This is a genomic window from Microbacterium sp. 16-032 (assembly GCF_041079455.1).
Taxonomy (GTDB): Bacteria; Actinomycetota; Actinomycetes; order Actinomycetales; family Microbacteriaceae; genus Microbacterium; species Microbacterium testaceum_A.
On the sequence record NZ_JBFYGQ010000001.1, the window covers coordinates 456,508 to 474,849 of the forward strand.

General features: G+C 66.5%; 18 protein-coding genes. 7 read left to right on the forward strand and 11 right to left on the reverse strand.

What is annotated here, in order from left to right; all coding sequences use genetic code 11:
• Positions 1–335: 335 nt before the first annotated feature.
• Positions 336–1,343: a helix-turn-helix transcriptional regulator gene (locus AB6V31_RS02080; protein ID WP_369363737.1), complete on the reverse strand. Its 1,008-nt coding sequence runs from the start codon at positions 1,341–1,343 to the stop codon at positions 336–338.
• Between the two features lie 98 nt (positions 1,344–1,441).
• Here AB6V31_RS02080 and AB6V31_RS02085 point away from each other — a divergent pair, with 98 nt between their 5' ends.
• On the forward strand, positions 1,442–1,897 hold the full coding sequence (locus AB6V31_RS02085; RefSeq protein ID WP_369363739.1) for a VOC family protein: 456 nt from the start codon (positions 1,442–1,444) through the stop codon (positions 1,895–1,897).
• Positions 1,898–2,009: 112 nt separating this feature from the next.
• A complete protein-coding gene (locus tag AB6V31_RS02090; protein ID WP_268102812.1) occupies positions 2,010–2,138 on the forward strand; it encodes a hypothetical protein in 129 nt (42 codons plus the stop codon).
• A gap of 512 nt (positions 2,139–2,650) precedes the next feature.
• Here AB6V31_RS02090 and AB6V31_RS02095 read toward each other — a convergent pair.
• The gene (locus AB6V31_RS02095) at positions 2,651–2,968 is read right to left on the reverse strand and encodes a hypothetical protein (protein ID WP_369363741.1); all 318 of its coding nucleotides are present in this window, start codon (positions 2,966–2,968) and stop codon (positions 2,651–2,653) included.
• On the reverse strand, positions 2,965–3,315 hold the full coding sequence (locus AB6V31_RS02100) for a hypothetical protein (RefSeq protein WP_369363743.1): 351 nt from the start codon (positions 3,313–3,315) through the stop codon (positions 2,965–2,967). The genes AB6V31_RS02095 and AB6V31_RS02100 overlap by 4 nt, the downstream gene beginning before the upstream one ends.
• Positions 3,316–3,522: 207 nt before the next feature.
• On the opposite strand from AB6V31_RS02100, the gene AB6V31_RS02105 reads away from it, so the two are divergent.
• Both AB6V31_RS02105 and AB6V31_RS02110 read left to right on the forward strand, forming a co-directional pair.
• The gene (locus AB6V31_RS02105) at positions 3,523–4,158 is read left to right on the forward strand and encodes a GAF and ANTAR domain-containing protein (protein WP_268102814.1); all 636 of its coding nucleotides are present in this window, start codon (positions 3,523–3,525) and stop codon (positions 4,156–4,158) included.
• 29 nt (positions 4,159–4,187) lie between these two features.
• Positions 4,188–5,021, forward strand: coding sequence for a GAF and ANTAR domain-containing protein (locus AB6V31_RS02110; RefSeq protein WP_268102815.1), 834 nt, complete (start codon positions 4,188–4,190; stop codon positions 5,019–5,021).
• 10 nt (positions 5,022–5,031) lie between these two features.
• Here AB6V31_RS02110 and AB6V31_RS02115 read toward each other — a convergent pair whose 3' ends face one another.
• From AB6V31_RS02115 to AB6V31_RS02130, 4 genes are all read right to left on the reverse strand, one after another.
• Positions 5,032–5,349, reverse strand: a complete 318-nt coding sequence (locus tag AB6V31_RS02115) for a hypothetical protein (protein ID WP_268102816.1) — start codon at positions 5,347–5,349, stop codon at positions 5,032–5,034.
• 538 nt (positions 5,350–5,887) lie between these two features.
• Positions 5,888–6,367: a hypothetical protein gene (locus tag AB6V31_RS02120; RefSeq protein WP_369363745.1), complete on the reverse strand. Its 480-nt coding sequence runs from the start codon at positions 6,365–6,367 to the stop codon at positions 5,888–5,890.
• A gap of 60 nt (positions 6,368–6,427) precedes the next feature.
• Positions 6,428–6,592 carry a hypothetical protein gene (locus AB6V31_RS02125; protein ID WP_268102818.1) on the reverse strand — a complete coding sequence of 55 codons (165 nt, stop codon included), beginning with the start codon at positions 6,590–6,592 and terminating at the stop codon, positions 6,428–6,430.
• 204 nt (positions 6,593–6,796) lie between these two features.
• Entirely contained in the window at positions 6,797–7,396 is a 600-nt protein-coding gene (locus AB6V31_RS02130) for an RNA polymerase sigma factor (protein WP_369363747.1), read from the reverse strand.
• A 1,172-nt stretch (positions 7,397–8,568) separates the two neighbouring features.
• On the opposite strand from AB6V31_RS02130, the gene AB6V31_RS02135 reads away from it, so the two are divergent.
• Positions 8,569–8,913 carry an Lsr2 family protein gene (locus AB6V31_RS02135; RefSeq protein WP_369363749.1) on the forward strand — a complete coding sequence of 115 codons (345 nt, stop codon included), beginning with the start codon at positions 8,569–8,571 and terminating at the stop codon, positions 8,911–8,913.
• 1,830 nt (positions 8,914–10,743) lie between these two features.
• On the opposite strand, the gene dnaB is transcribed toward AB6V31_RS02135, so the two are convergent.
• A complete protein-coding gene (dnaB, locus tag AB6V31_RS02140; RefSeq protein ID WP_056224944.1) occupies positions 10,744–12,111 on the reverse strand; it encodes a replicative DNA helicase in 1,368 nt (455 codons plus the stop codon).
• 625 nt (positions 12,112–12,736) lie between these two features.
• Here dnaB and AB6V31_RS02145 point away from each other — a divergent pair.
• A complete protein-coding gene (locus AB6V31_RS02145; protein ID WP_369363751.1) occupies positions 12,737–13,768 on the forward strand; it encodes a hypothetical protein in 1,032 nt (343 codons plus the stop codon).
• Positions 13,769–13,846: 78 nt separating this feature from the next.
• Positions 13,847–15,391, forward strand: a complete 1,545-nt coding sequence (locus AB6V31_RS02150; protein ID WP_369363753.1) for a chaplin family protein — start codon at positions 13,847–13,849, stop codon at positions 15,389–15,391.
• Positions 15,392–15,781: 390 nt separating this feature from the next.
• Here AB6V31_RS02150 and AB6V31_RS02155 read toward each other — a convergent pair whose 3' ends face one another.
• The 3 genes from AB6V31_RS02155 to AB6V31_RS02165 are packed head-to-tail and all read right to left on the reverse strand — an operon-like array spanning position 15,782 to position 18,259.
• Complete coding sequence (locus tag AB6V31_RS02155; RefSeq protein WP_279365677.1) at positions 15,782–16,525, reverse strand: amino acid ABC transporter ATP-binding protein; 744 nt, start codon at positions 16,523–16,525, stop codon at positions 15,782–15,784.
• Positions 16,522–17,388, reverse strand: coding sequence for an amino acid ABC transporter permease (locus tag AB6V31_RS02160; RefSeq protein WP_369363755.1), 867 nt, complete (start codon positions 17,386–17,388; stop codon positions 16,522–16,524). The genes AB6V31_RS02155 and AB6V31_RS02160 overlap by 4 nt, the downstream gene beginning before the upstream one ends.
• A 4-nt stretch (positions 17,389–17,392) precedes the next feature.
• Positions 17,393–18,259, reverse strand: coding sequence for an ABC transporter substrate-binding protein (locus tag AB6V31_RS02165; protein WP_260856249.1), 867 nt, complete (start codon positions 18,257–18,259; stop codon positions 17,393–17,395).
• Positions 18,260–18,342 lie beyond the last annotated feature (83 nt).

Below are 18,342 nucleotides of genomic sequence, written 5' to 3' on the forward strand. Positions count from 1 at the left end.
GTTCCACCGCACAACATCTGATGCTCGCCGCAGCAGCTCCACCAGTGCCGTTATGGTCGACGTGAGCCCGTCTTCGCCGCGCTGCTTCTTACCGAAGATGACGATAACCTCGTCGGCCCGCGGCTATTACAACAGGCGCGGAAGGTGAAGAACCCGATCAGCGCGACTAGCAGCACCGCCCCGACGGCGACACCACGCGATGATCCGACAGTGTCACTACTCACGAGAACGCCCTCAGGCGCCACACCCTGCGGAATCTGGGATTACGTTAGCGGTTGACGCGCTTGGCGCGGCCGAGTGCATCGCGACATGATCACCCTCCGCTACACGATGCGTTAGCTGAGCGACCGTTCCACGCCTCTAGCTCCCGTGCCCGGCTTCTCCCGCGCCCCAAACCGCGCAGCCTGCACCACGAACGCCTCCGCCAACTCCGGCGGCCCCACCACCTCCATCGCCACCTCGAACCGCCCGAACGACGCGGCGAGCGCACCCCACGACCACGACCCGACTTCGAGGGTGCACCGCTCGTCGTCGACGGCGGTGACGATGCCGTCGCCCGCGAACGGCAGCACATCCCGCGCCGGCGCGTGCAACAGCACGGTCCCGCGGCAGGGCCACTCATTCGTGTCCGATCCCTTGAACCGCGCGGATACGAACGCGTCGACGTCCCCGCCCGGCACGACCCGTGGCACGAAGGGAGCACCGTGCGGCACCCGGGGTCGCACACGGTCCGCTGAGAAGAGCCGCCAGTCCTCGCGCTCGAGGTCCCACCCGAGCAGGTACCACCGACCATGGGATGCCACGAGGTGATGGGGCTCCACCCGCCGCGGCGGACCGGGCTCGGTGCCGTCCCCCTCCCGCGGCAGGTAGTCGAAGCGGATCGAGACACGATCGCGCACCGCCTGCGCGAGCGTCAGCAGCACCTCGAGCGGTACGTCAGCGACCGGCGCTTCGCCCGGGCGGCCCACCGTCGTCACCTCCACGGCGTCGAGCCGATGCCGCAGCCGCGACGGCAGCACCTGCCGCATCGTCGCGAGAGCCCGCACCGCCGCCTCGCCGATGTCCGCACCCAACGCGGGAGCCGCCCGCAGCGCGATCGCGACCGCGAGCGCCTGATCGTCGTCGAACAGCAGCGGAGGCATCTCGGCGCCCGCGTCGAGGCGGTATCCCCCGTCGGGGCCCATCGTCGTCTCGATCCGGTAGCCCATCTCACGGAGGCGATCGATGTCTCGCCGCACCGTGCGATCGCTGACGTCCAGCCGTGAGGCCAACACTGACCCCGGCCAGTCCCGCCGCGCCTGCAGCAGCGACAGCAGGGTGAGCAATCGCGACGTCGTGGCCATGCATCCGACGGTAGCCGCGGTCTAGGACAGAAACCGACCTATACGGGTGGGAACGTGATCTCACGAGCCGATACCGGCCCATTCATCGAGGAGCAGACATGCCCGTGCAGACCACCACCCACCTCAACTTCCGCGGCGATGCCCGTCAGGCGCTCGAGTTCTACCAGTCCGTCTTCGGCGGCCACCTCGTCGTCGACACCTACGCCGACTTCGGCATGCCGGCCGAGATCCCCGGCTCCGACAAGGTCGTCTTCGGCCTGGTCGCCGGCGAGAACGGCTTCCGCATCATGGGCTACGACATCCCCGGCCGCGCCGAGGGCGGCATCGCCGCACCCGGCTCCACCCACCGCGAGAACAACACCACGGTCACCGACCAGTCGCTGTTCGTCTCGATTAGTTCGCCCTCGCTCGACGAGCTGCAGGGCTACTGGGACGCCCTGGCGGTGGATGCCACCATCGTCGAGCCCCTCGCAGCGTCGGCGTGGAGCGCCGGGTTCGGGATGCTGACCGATCGCTTGGGCGTGACGTGGAGCGCGTCGGTCACCGCGGAGTGACGTGTGCGGTCGCGGCGCGCATTCGCTGCGCGTCGCGACCGCCGACCGGTCCTATCGGAGGCCGGCCCCGTCCCGGCGCCGCACCCTCATCACCAACCCCGGCCTCTCGCGCATGACCACGCACGACGATGCCGCCACGGCCGTCGACGAGAACATCGCCGGCCTGGTCGCCGTCGGTCGCCCTGCGATCGCCAACCCCGACCTCGTCACCCCCAGGCAGACAAAGAAGACCCGCCGTTGAGTCAGCGCGTGCTTTCGTTCGTCGTTCATCCGGTCGCTCACCTTTCAGCTGTCGCGCGAACGCAACTCGTCGACAGGAAGATGATGCGTGGGACGCAGAACCTGGGTGGCGATTGCCCGGTTGCCGCGGTCCGGGGATTGCCTCGATGACCTGCGTGTCGATGTTCGGTTGTTCTTGCAGCGCCCGGGGACTGGCCACAATCACTTGCTCAGCCATACATTCACCCCCCCGACGTGTAGCAGGCACCACACTCGCTGCCCGGTCGACTCACGAAACCGCCCTGTCAAGCACGCTCAATAGGGCGAGGCCCATCCGTACCTTATGAGGGTCGGGGCGGGCTCCGGTCCCCCACCTGCGCTGCCCGTCTCGACGTAGCTCCCCGAAAGGTGCGGAACACCGCACGATGCCCGAGCTCGGGCCCTGGACGTCTCGCAGACTGAGACGTTTCTCTCTGTGTTTTTCGTGCCGGCTGCTCCGACCGTGTTCTGCCCTTAGCTCCCGCTGAGGTGACGTCACCGCGAAAGAACAGAGCCGGCGACGAGAAGGCCCATGAGCAAGGATCCTGCGACTGTGAGGGCTAGGGTCTTGGCGGGAATGCCGCGTGAGCCGGCGACGCCCCCTCCCGCGAGGTGGGAGGTCTGAGTCTGCGCGTCAGTAAGGGTGTCGTGCCGTGCGATCGGTTTCGCCTGGGCGTCGAATGAGATGAAGGTGGCGTCGGGGGCCTCGATGACGTGACCAAGGACAGACCCACCGACGGTGAGGACGTAATGGCCGGGCTCTTCGAGGTACCAGGCGGCGGCCAGGGGCGCACGGGAGCGAATTGGTCTCATGATCCCGGTGATGCCGGGGAGAGTCGAACGGAGGCGTCGGCGGAGGTCTGCGGGATGATGTCGAGGTCGATTCCCACTGGTGAGGTGGCGGCCGTTCGCATCAGTTGTTCCACAACGGCGGATTGCAACGCGATGCCGTCTTCAACGTCGATGACGAACCTCAGAGGTATCGAGGGATGCAACCAGAGATGAAGACGCTCGTCGTTCGCTTCTTGCAACGTTCGCCATGACGCGAAGAACGCCTCATTTCGCCGCAGTTTTGCGACCGTGATGACCTGCAGGTAGGCGAGGAGAACGTCTGGAAGTCGTATCGGTTCGCGGACTGAACCGTAGAAAAGTGTTCCCAAAACATGCCCCGATCTGTGCTGGCGAGTAAGCCTGCCGAGGTCTAGGGCAATGTTGGTTCAGGGTATGGCCCTGCCCGCCCAAGATCAAGAGTGGGCCCGCGTCCCTCAACTGGACACGGTGACGAGCGTCGGCGGGGAAGGGCTCTACAGTGGGGAGCGGCGTCCCCTAGACCTAGGCCGCTGATTTGTCCCTAGGTCAGGAGCATCATGTTGGAATTTCCTGCTTTTTCGTCCCTGTGTGACTGGTTCGTGTCGACGCTACCGATACGCCATGCGGCAATTTCCACTCTGGGAGACCCGTTTGAGCTGGACACCGTGAGCGTGAGCGACGCCGTTGCCGCCGAGCTCGAGCAGACGCAGCTCGACTTTGGGGTGGGTCCCTGTTGGGAGGCCAAAGCAGCCGGCACACCGGTCTTGGTGCATGACTTGCGGCAGGCGTCCAAGCTGTCTTGGCCGGCGCTGCTGACGGCGGCCGAGTCTCGTGGGGTGCGTTCGACCTACGCGTTCCCGATGGCGGTGGGCGCGATCGATGTGGGGGTTGTGGACTTGTACGCAACGACGACGCATGCTCTGGGCCCGCACGAGGTGCAGAATGCATGGGCGATGGCAGATGTTGCCGCGGTCCGCGTGGTGGACCAAGTTCTCAGTGAGGTGGAGTCGCCTGCGTCCATGGGCTCACCGAGGAGGTTCCTCCATCAGGCGACGGGGATGGTGATGGCGCAACTCGGGGTACCGTCTGACGATGCGATGGTCGTAATTCGGGCTCACGCTTTCGCAACCGGTACATCGATCCCCGATGTGGTGGAGGCCATCATCCGACGCGACATCGATTTTTCGGCGTAGTCCGACGTGAATGAAAGTACATTGCCCCTATGACGGATGTATCGCGAGAGAAAGAGCTCGTCGAGACATTCGTCGAACTCGCTGACACGATGGTCACCGGCTACGACATTGTGGACCTTCTTCACCGACTCGTGACCCGGTGCGCTCACACCCTCAATGTCGCAGGTGTGGGCATCCTCATCCCGGATGCGGATGGAACGCTAGAGGTGGTCGCCTCCACCAGTGAGCGCAGCCAGCTGATCAGCCTCCTCCAGTTAAGTGAGGACCAGGGGCCCTGTCTGGACGCGTACCGCCTAGGTGAGCCCGTCACAGTCAGCGATATCGCCGGGATACGGGAACGGTGGCCGAGATTCGCGGGAGCTGCCGGGGAACTCGGCTACCGATGGATGCATGCCATCCCCCTCCGACTGCGCGAGGATGTCATCGGCTCCCTGAATCTTTTCGGTGATCAGCCGGACGCGTTGACTCCCGACGACGCGCTGGCCGCTCGCGGCCTAGCCGATATTGCGACAATCGGGATTCTGCACGAACGGGCGTTCCGGGAAGCGGATCTCGCTCGGCAACAGCTACAGCATGCTCTGAACAGTCGCGTGGTCATAGAACAAGCCAAGGGAATTTTGTCCCACGTTCACAACGTCGATATGGATGCGGCGTTTTTGCTGCTCCGCGAGCGCGCCCGAAGCAATCAGGAAAAGCTCTCCGATGTGGCTCGTCACGTCGTCAACGACGTGACCGTCGGCCGTCCCACGGGGCGGCAAGTGAATGAGCAAGCTCGCCGCCTCGTGGAACAACAGCGGGCATGGAATGATCAGGCGCTCTCCGACCAGCGGAAAGAAAGTTCGGACGACGCGACGGAGGGGTGAAACGCCTTCATCAAACGGTGAGTCGTAACGGACGCGCCTCGGTCGGGTGCTCGTGTTCTCCGGAGTGACCAATCCTGGCCACGCAAGGGATAGAACTGTCGCCGTCATCGTTGCACCGCAACGAATCCACGTCTGCCTCGGCTCCTTGCCACTGGTCGCGCAAATCAACGGCACGCGCGGTAGCGTTGCGCAGCTTCAACTCCGCCAGTTCTTGCTCAGCGAGCCGAGCTCGGTTGCGGGCGTCAATGTACAGCGCGAGAGCTTCCGCCGCGCGTTCGCAGGCCGCCTCGAATTGTTCAGCGGTGACGGTGGGGTACTTGGCAGTCATCTATCAACCTCCGGTCGCGGGCTCGGAAGCCCACGACGGTTGCGCAGCGGCGTCGAACTCATCCCCTTTCGGCGTCGCAGCATCCCCCGAACTTGACGCCGACACACCGTAGGGCGCCTAGCGAACCGTAAATACGTGCCGAGCGAAAGTGGGCCGACCAAATCGTGCGTTTACTGTCACGTGTTCGTGACGAGAACTCACGCCACAAATTCCGCCTGCGCCAACCTGAACCGAATGCCCTCATCTTCGCCGGTGTATCGCCCGGGCCGGGCTGAGCGTGACGGGTTCGCGGCCGGTGTACCAGCCGCGAACCCTGCACCTCGCGTGAAGGTCGACCGTGTGTACCGCCCCGGTGCTTATGTCGAAGCTCCGGGGTAGCAGGAATCTTCACCACAGCGCACTCGTGTGAGGATGACCGCGGTAGGTGCGCGAGGGCACGTCATGCGACGTGACGGCGGTGTCAGCTCGTCAGAGAGTTCTGCTTCCTCGCCGTTTACGCCTCGCCCGGCCAGTCGTGTGGCCGGTTGATCATCACGACCTATGGGGTTGTGGACGTGCGGATGAAGGTGATCTGTTCGGCTTTCGTAGCGATCGCGGCGGCGCGTGAACCTTCGGCCTCTGCCGCGGACGCCAGCCTGGATTGAGCCGATGCGCGGGCCTTCTGGATTTCCTCAGTAATCGCGGCGAGGTGGTCAGCGAGGAAGGTTGCGAGGCCTCTCTTCAGCTGGTCGAGGTTGGTGTTCTTGATCTCGAGACGGCGGTCGGACACGTGCAACGTGACGGAGGGATACCCTGCCGCGCTCAGCGCGTTGAGGGTTTCGAGCGAGTGAAGCGCCGCTACTTCCTCTGATTGGGGGCGACGGTCGAACACGGCGTCGACCTGGTACAGATCGGGTGCTGTGAGGGTGCCAAGGCTGGGAGGGAGGGACCCGGACAGCACGGAAGTGAGTCCGAGCGGGTTCGGATACGCAGACGTAGTCGGGTGGCTGTCAGTTGCGGCTGGAGCGAAGGTATTCATGGGCCCGTTAGACCCCTTTCTGGTTGTGCCTCAGGGTCGGGTTGGCCGGTGGTCTTGGTCTCAGGCGGATCGGCGGCCGTTGCGGCTGCGGATGATGCCGAAGATGAGGGTGGCAACGAACAGCACGATGCCGATAATGGCGAGCCAGAGCAGACCCTGGAACGTGAATCCCACGATCGCCAGCACCACCCAAATGACGAGCAAGACGAGAAGAGTTATCCACATATTCGCGACTGTACGCTCATTCTCAAAAATAACTAGTGGGGAAAATTTTGCACAGCAATTTGATGTGACAGAAATTGGCTCAAATTATTCAAAATTCCCGAAAACGCACCATCTCTGGACGCACCGTTGGCTAGACCGATTTCCGTGTCGTCCCGGGTCGTGTTTGCCGCCGGCGGCCGAAACCGGGTTGCCTTTCACCGCGGGCTACTGCCATCCCTGCATGCGCACTCTGACGTGGAGGCGAGCACGAGCGATGTTCCCGCGGACCTGGCCGGGTGTGAGTGAAGTGGCTCTGGCGATGTCCGAGTACCGCATCTGTTCTATCTCGCGCAGCACCCAGCACTGCCGTTGGATCGTTGTCAGAGCGTTGACGGCGTGAACGAGGTCCTCGAGCTGAGCGTTGCGGGCCGCGACAACTTCCGGTGCGTTGCGCTCAGAATCGGGGAGCCCTCGAGGAAGCGGCTGTTCCACGCGACGGAGGCGCAGATGGGTGAGGGCTTGCCGGGTGGCGATGCGGATCAACCACCCCCGCACGTGCTCGGGCTCTTGAACCTGCGCGAGACGTTTCCACGCGATGACACGGGTCTCCTGGACGGCGTCGTCTGCAGCGAGAGGGCTGCCAACGATTCGGGTTGCCGCACGGCTCATCGCGGGACTGTGCCTATCCATGAGGGCCCGGAATGCGGCCCCGTCGCCATCGACGGCGCGTCCGAACAGATCTTCGTCAGTCGCTACCAGCGCGAGATGCAGGTTCAAGAAGGGGGGTGCGGATGAGTTTGACGCTGGCATGGGCCACGCTCGCATGTGTTTGTGACGGAACCGGTTTCGCAGCCCTCTTACGTATAAGCGAACTCTCCGCCTCCACGGTCAGCGTGTCAGCGCGGTTGTGATCTGCTCCGACACGAGATAAAGGGCACACCTATGTCACCGACACAATCGGCTCCCCACCCCATCTTGAATACGCGCCAGCGCGTCCACGTGTTGCTGGTCAACAAGGTCTTTCCGTCGCGAGGAATGGCCCGATGAGCGCCGCAGCGCACACGGGGGGAAGTAGCACCGACAGCTTTAGCCCTTTGGGGCTGGTGTCCGTTCTCGTGAGCTCTCTCCCGGTGACGTTGATGACTGACATGGCCCCGGATAGGTACACGGTCGAGGTTGCCTTCACTCGACGGCCCCTAAGAGATGAGCTGAACGAGATCCTCAGCACCGAGACGGCGAGGTATCTCGCGCGGACGGGCTACCCCACCGTCATTTTGACGGTGGCTGATCGTCGGCTTGAGATCGCCAATACGCACCTGGAGGAACTGCGAGACGGTCTCGCACACGTATTAGCCTCTCGACTCGCTGACATCTCCGCCGCCGTCCGGGCACGAGACCTGGCCGCAGCGATTCGCTCATCCGAGATCGCTGAACACGAGGTGACGCGCGCCAACGCCGTCGCCCGCCTGGCCGGCGCCGTCGCTTTCACCCCCGCAGACGCCTTTCCGCCCCCGTCACCAGAACCCCCCGCATCCGCGCGAGACCGTTGAGATCGACCTCGTATCCCGTGTGCCATTGAGGCACCGAGATCGCGCGCCAGGGGACGGTGCAGAACCCACCTATCGGGCGGTCCGACCCGCGCGTAGAGTCCGGTTATGGGCGATACACACACAGAAGATGACGACAACATCGCCGCCGAACACTGGGCCGACGACGGGGGAACTTCAATCCCCCTCACCCGGAAAAGCCATCAACGCCAAGATCGATGGGACGCGGCGACCAGCGAACATTGGCAGGGGTACAACCCTTCCTCTGAGACACAGACGCGTCGGGACGCGGAAATTGCGCAGGAGACTCGCACTGCTGGCACCAGCGAAAAATGACAGTGGCTGGAGCCGTACGAGCAGGGCCTTCCACCACTCGGGCGGCTCCGCCGATTCAACCTCTTTGTGCCATGAAGGTTCGTGTCTAACGACGTGCAGTGAGAGGATGGCTTTATGGCAATTAAGCGTTTATCGCAGTTTATCGATGACATCGATGGCACAATTCTTGAGGATGGCAACGGGAAACAGCTGAATTTCTCTGTTGATGGTCGGGTATACGAGATCGATCTGTCCCGGGAGAATGCGGACAAGTTTTTCGCAGCGTTGGCACCTTTCGTGGACGCCGCTCGATCGGTGGGGGCTGGCGGTGCAGGGCGGAACCGCCGTGCAGCGCAGCGCGGGAGCGACGTAGATCTGCGTGCGGTCCGCGAATGGGCGCGCAAAAACGGGCACACGGTGAGCGATCGCGGTCGTGTCCCCGCCAACATCGTTGATGCGTATAAGAGTGCAAACGCGTAACGCAATGAACTCAGGCGCGACATAGGCGGCGCCCATCTTCCGCGCACCCACGCACCTCTCGGGAATTTTCGCGCGCGCATCTCCCCGGGAAGAATTGTCGTGGTGCCGCGGTACTCCTCCGGCTGACCGATCCCAGCTCTAACCCGGAGTGAACGGGCCTCGTGTCGACGAAGTGGCGAGCCAACGTGGCGATGAACATTTCGTGGTCAGGGCCGAGAGCGGGGATCCCGGTGGGAGGACGCGCTGAGGACATCAAGGTGACCTACGCCCTCAGACGTTCGTACGCTGATGGTGGCGGGAGCCGCACGGAGGATTTCCGCGGTTGCCGCCGGTGTCACCGTGTCGGCTGCTCCCGTCATGGCGGTGACCGGAACGTCGAGTTGATCGAGATCGCCGGGCGCTTGGAACCAGCCAGGCGTGGGGGCGAGGGCAATCACCTTCGATACACGAGGCTCGAACCGCAAGAGATCGGTTTCGGCTCAGCAGTGTTCACGTGCAGGGGTGAGCTGAAACTTAGAGGTCTACAAATAGGTGCGGCTGGCCTCTATCGTTCCGGCGTGGTCGACCGGTCCGGCGCTTTCAGCGGCTGCTTTGTTCGGGCCGCTCAGCTGCGGCTTCTTGCCGCGCCGTCTGACCGGCGCGCTGTGCCGCGTAGATTGCGTCCTTCCGGGCCTCCTGGTCCGGGGTGCCCGGGCGCGGGGCGATTGGTCTCTCGCCGGGCGCGGGATTCATTGTCAGGCGCGCGTGGTGCGCGATAGCAGCCTGCTCCCTCGTGCGCGCGGCATCCAGGCCGCTATGAGCCCCCGGGGTGGTTGCGGCACGCGCCCACCCGGACTTCCGGGCCGCTGTAGGTGTGGGCGTCGGCGCAGCGTTATGACGCGCCTGGAAGTGTGCTCGGGCGGCTTCTATTTCGCGCTGGGCGGCACTGCGCCGGAACACGGACGCCGACGTCGCGGCCGCTTCGGCTCGTTCAACGGTGGCGTAGTCACTGGCCCAGCGCTTTTCCCCGATGGCGATCGCTTCAGCCGCGACCGATTCCTCGAGTGCGTGCCGCGCGGCGGCGGCTTCCGTGGCCGCGCGAGATGTCAGGTCTTGCTTGGGGGCAGCGATGAACCCCTGCACGCTCGCCGGATCCCAGTCCTTCAAGAGCGACGCGAGTACGCGCGAAAGGTGGGGTAACGCCTCGGGACGGCGCCGGACTTTAAGCGCAGAGGTTAATTCGCTGTCGGGCGTCGCGGGTCAGCAACACCACGTCCAGAAAAACGCGCTTCGGGCAGAACGCTGCCGAGACAATGGTTGCGACAGCAACCAGCTGTAGCTGACTCCACTCCCCGGAAGCCCCCAGGCGGAACCTTCCGCGCTCAGCTCACGCCGTCGTTCAGATGGACCTCCGAAGCGATCACCCTCGCGTGGAACACCACCAACGAAGCAGTTCAACTACTCCACCATCGGCAGCAGCTTCCGCTCGAACGCTGACCTGGACACCTCGCCCGCCCACAACGAGGGGCGTGCGCCCCTCAAACACCCCCGGACAGGCCTGCGCCCTTCCCCGAGCGGAAGCCGTCGACGCCGGCATAATCGGCGCCCCTGCGGGGCGTCACTCTTGCCGCGCGGCCTTCGGCAGTTCTCTCCGCGCTGCGATGCGGTCGTTGCAGACTCCGAGCTCCACGCAAGCCCCCGCTGACGCGGGGGCGGGCTCCCGCGCGATTCTTGGCACGCTACTGCGGCCCTTCCCTGATACTGCATCGACTTCCACGGCAGTTGGCGGATCCGCCATTCGTACGTCAAATAGCCGTGGAAACCGCCAAGTGCACGTGGAACCTACAGGAGTTACATCCCCGGCGCCATGTCGGTGAACCGCGAGTAGTGCCCCTGGAACGCGACCGTGATCGTGTCGGTCGGGCCGTTACGGTGCTTCGCCACGATCAGGTCGGCCTCGCCGGCGCGCGGTGAGTCCTTCTCGTACGCGGCCTCGCGGTGCAGCAGCACCACCATGTCGGCGTCCTGCTCGATCGAGCCCGACTCACGCAGGTCGCTCAGGGCCGGCTTCTTGTCCGCGCGCTGCTCGGCGCCACGGTTCAGCTGCGACAGGGCGATGACCGGAACCTGCAGCTCCTTCGCCATCAGCTTCAGCGCTCGCGAGAACTCACTGACCTCTTGCTGGCGAGACTCGACGCGCTTACCGCTGGTGAGCAGCTGCAGGTAGTCGATGACGACCATCTTCAGACCCTCACGCTGCTTGAGGCGACGACACTTCGCGCGGATCTCGACGAGCGTCATGTTGGGGCTGTCGTCGATGTAGAGGGGCGCGTCGTTGATGCGACCGCGCGTGGAGGCCACCGTGGTCCAGTCGCGCGAGTCGAGCGTTCCCTTGCGCATGCTCTGCAGGGGGATCTGGCCCTCGGCGCTCAGCAGGCGCATGGCGATCTCGCTGCGACCCATCTCGAGCGAGAAGAAGATGCAGGGGGCGTTGGCGCGGATCGCGGCGGCGCGGGCGAAGTCGAGCGCGAGCGTCGACTTACCCATGGCGGGGCGCGCGGCAAGCACGATCATCTGGCCCGGGTGGAGGCCGTTGGTGAGCTGGTCGAGACCGGCGAAGCCGGTGGGAATGCCCGTCATCGACCCGTCGCGGCCGCGAGCGGCCTCGATCTCTTCGACCGCGGCATCCACCGCCGTCGTCAGGGGGATGTAGTCCTCGGCGCTGTCATCGCCCGAGACGTTGTAGATCTCGGCCTGGGCGCTGTTGACGAGCTCGACCGGGTCGCCCTCGCCCGCGTAGCCCATCTGCACGATGCGCGTGCCGGCCTCGACCAGGCGACGCAGCATCGCGCGCTCGGCCACGATCGAGGCGTAGTAGCCGGCGTTGGCGGCGGTCGGCACGATCGAGGTGAGCGTGTGGAGGTAGTCCGCTCCCCCGGCGCGCTGCAGCTCGCCCGTCTTGATCAGCTCGTCGGTGACGGCGACGACGTCGGTCGGCTCGCCGTGCGAGTAGAGGGTGAGGATGGCCTCGAAGATCAGCTCATGCTTCGGCACGTAGAAGTCGGGTCCGCGGAGCGACTCGATGACATCGGCCACGGCGTCCTTCGACAGCAGCATGCCGCCTAGAGCGCTCTGCTCGGCGAGCATGTCGTGCGGGGGCGTGCGCTCGGGGCGCGGCGCCTTTCCGAGACGTTCTTCGGCGATATCGGCGATCGACACGGGCTCTCCTTCGGTTCTCGGGCACCCCTGGCCGGGCCTCGCGCGCGTGTAGAACGACGCGGAAACGGGGCTCGGGGCGGCCTCGGCAGCATGAAATCACCGACGTCCGACATCGACGCGCGCGGCAACGCGATCCAGCTGCCCGAGGGGCTGCACCCACGCTAGATACCGCTTCCTCCACACGCAAATGACCCTGTGGATAACTCTGTGGAGAGACTGCGGGAAACGCCGCCAGGGCTGTGCACAAGTGCTGTGGAGAACTCCGTGGATGGATGCAAATATCGGGCGTGTATAGGCTTTTGATCTGGGCTTTATTTGTCCACAGTTTTCCTGGGGAAATCCCGTGTGAAGTGGACGTTGAAGGTTCCTGCTAGGAGCATTCACATGTGTACAACTCGGGGGATAACTCGTCGTCCGCCTACCGACCCGGAGCCCTCCGTGTCAAATTTTTCTTCACCCTCCGGCGTGTCGCCTTTCACCCGCTCGTCACCCTCCAACTACTTAGATTTCACCCGACCTCTTCCGCCCGGGTGAATCCGGGCGTAACGTCGCCGCCCACAGGTTTCGGAGATTCACCTTTGGGGGGCGAATCATGGAGAACGCGTCCGGTCGGGGGGCACCGCACATGCTGCGGATGCTCCTCGTCGGCGTGTCCACCGCCCTCGGAGCAGCTGCTCTCTCCGTCGCTCTCTCGGCCTCTCCCGCCTCTGCGGACGACGGCTCGGGCGGGCTGCTCGGCACCATCGGCTCCACCGTGAACCAGGTCACCGACACGGTCGACGAGGTCGTCGGAACGGTCGTCTCGCCCACGGTCGAGCACGTCACCGAGACGGTCGCTCCCGTGACGCAGGTCGTCACCGACGTGGCACCCGCCCCCGTGGCCGAGGTCGTGACGACCACCACCGAGACCGTTTCGAACACGGTGTCCGAGGTCGTCGACACCGCCGATTCCACCGTCGGCAGCACCGTCGACACGGTGGGAGACGTCGTCACCGACGTCGCCGGCTCGGGTGTCGTGGGCGAGGTCGTCGCCCCCGTGGTCGACACCGTCCAGACGGTCCCCGTCGTGGGCGACATGGTCAGCTCGATCGGCCTCGGAGACCTCATTTCGGGCGTCACCGACGCCGTCGACGCGGCCCTGCCCGTCATCGTCGGCACCCTCCCCCCGATCTCCCCCGTCATCCCCACGATTCCGGGCGTTCCGACGGTTCCCGGTGGCGACATCACCACCCCGATCATCGACATCGTGCCTGCCGAGATCCTCTCGGCAGCGGCCGCGAGCGATGCCACGGCGGTCGTCACCGGCATCCTCTCGACGGATCCCTCCCTCGTTCCGTCGTCGTCCCGCACGGCCCCCTCGAGCGGGGCGGCGACGGTCTTCAGCGCCCCCTCGACGGGAGAGGTCTCTGCCGCCGTCGCCGGTGCGCAGAGCGCCCCCTCCGGGCCGCGGGGATCCGACGAACCCCTCGCGACCTTCGGCGCCAGCACGGGCACGAGCTCGTCGGCATCCGGAAACTCCGGCTCGGGCGGCGTCGGCGCTGCCACCGCCGACAGCGCCACGCTCTTCACCGCTTCGCTTCTTCTCGACCGCCGGAACGTCGTCGACGACGACCTGCCCGGCACCCCGGTCTTCGGCACCGACGTCTCTCCTGACTGAGGACGGTCGCACCGTGCATCGCACGGCAGACGACCCCGCGCTTTCGCGCACCCTCATTCATCTACAGGAGAAACTCTCATGCGCAAGATCTACTCGCGTGTCCTTCTGGGCACGCTCGTCGGAGGCGGCCTCGCCGTCCTCGGAGCCGGCATCGCCAATGCCGCAGACACCTCAGGCGTCGACGGTCTGCTCTCGGGCGACCAGGTCGGTGTCTCGGTGAACCTCCCCGTCACCGTCGGCGGCAACGCCGTCTCGCTGCTCGGAGACAGCACCAGCGAGGGCGCCGACACCTCGGCCCCCGCAGCCCCCGCCCCCGCACCCGTCACCATCACCGACGGCAGCGACGGCGTGGGCTCGGGAAACCAGGGCCTCGTGTCGGTCAACGTCCCTGTGACGGTCGGCGGCAACGCCGTCTCGGTCATCGGAGACAGCCAGAGCACGGATGCCGACACCTCGGCGCCCGCACCCGAGGCCGCGGCCCCGGCGGCTGATAGCAGCACCGACGGCAGCGACAGCGTCGCCGGCGGCAACCAGGGCGTCATCTCGGTCGAGGCTCCGGTCACCATCGGTGGCAACGCGGTCTCGGTGATCGGCGACAGCAGCACCGACAACGCCGGAACCACCGGCGGCAGCACCTCCGGCTCGACCGGCGGCAGCACCGTCACCGACGGCACCGACGGCATTCTCGGCGGCAACGTCGTGGACGCTCCGGTCGGCCTGCCCGTCACCATCGGCGGCAACGCCGTCTCGGTGATCGGTGACAGCGTCTCGAACGACGCCGACACCACCGGCGGCACCACGGGCGGCACCGGCTCGACCGGCGGCACCGTGACCGACGGCACCGACGGCATCCTCGGCGGCAACGTCATCGGCCTCCCGGTGGGCGTGCCCATCACGGTCGGCGGCAACGCCGTCTCGGGCATCGGCGACAGCGTCACCGACGGCGCCACCACCACCGGCGGCACCACCGGCTCGACCGGCACCGGTAACACCTCAACCGACGGAACCGACGCCATCGGCGGCGGCAACGTCATCGGCCTCCCGGTCGGCATCCCCGTCACCATCGGCGGTAACGCCGTCTCGGGTGTCGGTGACAGCACCTCCGAGAACGCCACCACCACCGGCGGCACCACCGGCTCGACCGGCGGTTCCAGCACCGACGGCACGGGCAGCGTCGGCGGCGGCAACATCATCGGTCTGCCGATCAACATCCCCGTCACCATCGGGGGCAACGCGGTCTCGGTGATCGGTGACAGCACCACCACCGGCTCGACCACCGGAACGCCCGGTACCCCGGGTACCCCCGGCACCCCCGGAACGCCCGGCACCCCCGGAACGCCCGGAACCCCCGGAACGCCCGGCACGCCCGGCACGCCCGGCACCCCCGGTACCCCGGGAACGAACGGCACGAACGGAACGAACGGCACCAACGGCGCCCCCGCCGTGACCGCTAAGGTCGCGTCGGTCGGCTCCGTGGCCGCCACCGGCATGGGCACCACCCGCGGCGCCCTCGCCGTGACGGGCACCGACGGCTCGATGGCCGCCGGCCTCGGCATCGCCGGTCTGCTGACCCTGCTCCTCGGAGCCGGTCTGCTGCTGCGTCGCCGCCGCTCGGTCGCCTGACCCGGAGCGTTCGCCCACAGAACGCGACACCGGATGCCACGCCCTCGGGCCGGCATCCGGTGTCGCGGCGTGCCCGGACGTGACTCACGGACGGTAGCCGACCCGATTCAGTGCGAGCGGCGCCTTACGCGGGGGTTCGGGGCGGATCTCGCCGTTCGGGGCGCGCGAATCTCGCCCCGAAGCGCAAGACGCGCCCCAAACGCCGAGCCACCGCGCCCCGCGCGGCGACCCCGGCACTTGCGCTCCGTCACCGCGCGCAGGGCCACCGCACCGGCCTGCGCCGGCGTTTGGGGCGAACTTTGCACTTTGGGGCATGGAATTCGCGCCCCGAAGGACGAAACCCGCCCCGAACGCCGAGCCACCGCACCCGCGCGCCGCGACCCCGACGCGTTACAGCGCCCCGCCGCGCCTCTCGCGCTCGAGGAACGCGATCGTCTCGGGCTTCTGTGGGGCGTCGAAGATCTGCGCGGGCGTGCCCTGCTCGACGATCTTGCCGCCCTTCATGAACACGATGCGGTCGGCCACCTCGCGCGCGAACGACATCTCGTGCGTGGCCATGAGCATGGTCGACCCGCGGTCGCGCAGCACCCGCACCAGGTCGAGCACCTCGCCCACCAGCTGGGGGTCGAGGGCCGAGGTGATCTCATCGAGCAGCAGCAGCTCGGGGTCGGTCATCACGGCGCGCACGATCGCGACGCGCTGCTGCTGACCGCCCGACAGCCGGTCGGGGAACTCGCGTGCCTTCGCACCGAGACCCAGCTGCTCGAGCAGTTCGGTGCCGCGGGCGTAGGCCTCGGCCTTCGGCATCCCGTGCACTTTGCGCGCGGCCAGCGTGACGTTGTCGATCACGCGCAGGTGCGGAAAGAGGTTGAAGTGCTGGAACACCACGCCGATGCGCGACCGGGCGGAATCCTGATCGATGGTCGGGTCGGTCAGATCGTCGCCGTTCAGCAGGATCTGGCCGTCGTCGACGCGCTCGATGAGGTTGATGGTGCGCAGCAGGGTCGACTTGCCCGAGCCCGAGGCACCGATCAGCACGACGACCTCGTGCTTCGCGATGTCGAGGTCGATGCCGTCGAGCACGACGTGATCGCCGAACGCCTTCCGCACCGCGCGGACGTCGAGCACGCTCATACGATCCCGCCCATCTGCTCGCGCTTCGCCAACCGCGCCGAGACGTAGTCGGTCAGGCGGATCATCGGCAGCGCCATCGCGACGAACAGCAGCGCCGCCACGATGTACGGCGTGAAGTTGTAGTACTCGGCCGCGGCGATCTGCGCCGCGCGCACGGCATCCACCGCTCCGAGCACCGAGATGAGCCCGACGTCTTTCTGCATCGACACGAAGTCGTTCATGAGCGCCGGCACGACCTTGCGCACGCCCTGGGGGATCACGACGATCCGCAGCGTCTGCCCGTGCGTCAGCCCCATCGACCGGGCGGCGACGCGCTGCGAGGGGTGCACGGCCTCCATGCCCGCGCGCAGCACCTCGGCGATGTACGCCGAGTAGGTCAGCACGATCGCGATGGTCCCCCACAGCACGACCGGCACGCGCCCGAAGATCCCGAGCGCCGGCAGGCCGAAGCCCACCAGGTACAGCACGATCAGCAGAGGGATGCCGCGGAACAGGTCGGTGTAGATCGTGGCCAGGGCGCGCAGGGGAAAGAACACCGGCCCCCGCAGCGAGCGCATGACCGCGAGGGTCGTGCCGAGCACCGCCACGGCCAGCGCGGCGACGATGAGCACCTGGATGTTGACCCACAGCCCCACGAGGATCGCGGGGAAGCTCTTGACCGCGATGTCGAGGTCGAAGAAGCTGCGGCGCACGTCTTCCCAGCCGGGGCTCGAGAGGATCGCCCAGCCGACGACCACGACGAAGACGACCGAGCTGACCAGCGCGATCAGCACCGACTTCGTCGACTGCTGACGCCGCGTGGCGCGCCGACCGAGCTCGAGCTCGCTCGGGCGCCACGCGGTGTCGGAAGACGTGGATGCCACGGAGTTACTTCAGCACGGGCGCGGCGGCCGTGCCACCGAGCCACTCCTGCTGCAGCTGGTCGAGGGTGCCGTCGGCCTTCAGGGCGTCGACCGCGTCGCTGACGGGGGTGGTCAGGGCCGAGCCCTTGGGCAGGACGTAGGCGAGCTCGTCGCCACCGGCGGAGGAGTCGGGCAGCTGGCCCACGACCTTGCCGTTGTCGAGCACGGCCCCGGCGAGGTAGAACGCGGTCGGCAGGTCGACGACGATCGCGTCGACCTGGCCCGACTGGAGGGCGGCGACGGCGTCGTCGTTGGAGTTGAAGACGCTGAGGTTGCCGGTGCCGAGCTGGTCGGCGGCCACCTGGTAGCTGGTCGTGGCGCTCATGACACCCACGGGGATGTTCTTGAGCTCTGCGACGGTCGTGGCCGACGCGGCGGGCGAGGTGCCCGTCGTGACGATCGCCTGGGTGGTCGTGTAGTACGGCGACGAGAAGTCGACGGCCTGCTTGCGCTGGTCGGTGATCGAGAACTGCTGGACGTTCATGTCCCAGTCCTTCGGGCCCGGGGCGATCGCGCTGTCGAAGTTGGAGCGCACCCAGACGATGTCGTCCTTCGTGAAGCCGAGCTTCTCGGCGACGGCGCACGAGACGGCCGCCTCGAAGCCCTGGCACGAGGCGGGGTCGTCGTTCTCGACCCACGGCGAGAACGCGGGCTCGCCGGTGGCGATGGTGAGCTTGCCGGCGGCGACGGTCTGCAGGGCGCCCTCGGTGGCGGGGGCGGAACCGGCGTCGGACCCGGTGGGGGCGAAGGCGCAGGCCGTCAGCGTGACGAGCGTGGCGGCGGCCACGGCGGTCAGGGCGGCGGCGCGGCGCAGGCGTGCGGAAGCGGTCACGATTTCTCCTCGTGGACGTATCGGGGTCATCCCCGGAGTGCTGTGATGTGCACAGCGTACCGAGCGCATGTTTCAGGGGATGT

Excerpts from the sequence above, each read along its gene's own strand:
- AB6V31_RS02150 (WP_369363753.1), top strand. The coding sequence starts at position 13,847 with ATGCGCAAGATCTACTCGCGTGTCCTTCTGGGCACGCTCGTCGGAGGC.
- AB6V31_RS02125 (WP_268102818.1), bottom strand. The coding sequence starts at position 6,592 with ATGTGGATAACTCTTCTCGTCTTGCTCGTCATTTGGGTGGTGCTGGCG.
- AB6V31_RS02085 (WP_369363739.1), top strand. The coding sequence starts at position 1,442 with ATGCCCGTGCAGACCACCACCCACCTCAACTTCCGCGGCGATGCCCGT.
- AB6V31_RS02120 (WP_369363745.1), bottom strand. The coding sequence starts at position 6,367 with ATGAATACCTTCGCTCCAGCCGCAACTGACAGCCACCCGACTACGTCT.
- AB6V31_RS02080 (WP_369363737.1), bottom strand. The coding sequence starts at position 1,343 with ATGGCCACGACGTCGCGATTGCTCACCCTGCTGTCGCTGCTGCAGGCG.
- AB6V31_RS02135 (WP_369363749.1), top strand. The coding sequence starts at position 8,569 with ATGGCAATTAAGCGTTTATCGCAGTTTATCGATGACATCGATGGCACA.
- AB6V31_RS02110 (WP_268102815.1), top strand. The coding sequence starts at position 4,188 with ATGACGGATGTATCGCGAGAGAAAGAGCTCGTCGAGACATTCGTCGAA.
- AB6V31_RS02115 (WP_268102816.1), bottom strand. The coding sequence starts at position 5,349 with ATGACTGCCAAGTACCCCACCGTCACCGCTGAACAATTCGAGGCGGCC.
- AB6V31_RS02155 (WP_279365677.1), bottom strand. The coding sequence starts at position 16,525 with ATGAGCGTGCTCGACGTCCGCGCGGTGCGGAAGGCGTTCGGCGATCAC.
- AB6V31_RS02090 (WP_268102812.1), top strand. The coding sequence starts at position 2,010 with ATGACCACGCACGACGATGCCGCCACGGCCGTCGACGAGAACATCGCC.
- AB6V31_RS02095 (WP_369363741.1), bottom strand. The coding sequence starts at position 2,968 with ATGAGACCAATTCGCTCCCGTGCGCCCCTGGCCGCCGCCTGGTACCTC.
- AB6V31_RS02130 (WP_369363747.1), bottom strand. The coding sequence starts at position 7,396 with ATGCGAGCGTGGCCCATGCCAGCGTCAAACTCATCCGCACCCCCCTTC.
- AB6V31_RS02145 (WP_369363751.1), top strand. The coding sequence starts at position 12,737 with ATGCTGCGGATGCTCCTCGTCGGCGTGTCCACCGCCCTCGGAGCAGCT.
- AB6V31_RS02105 (WP_268102814.1), top strand. The coding sequence starts at position 3,523 with ATGTTGGAATTTCCTGCTTTTTCGTCCCTGTGTGACTGGTTCGTGTCG.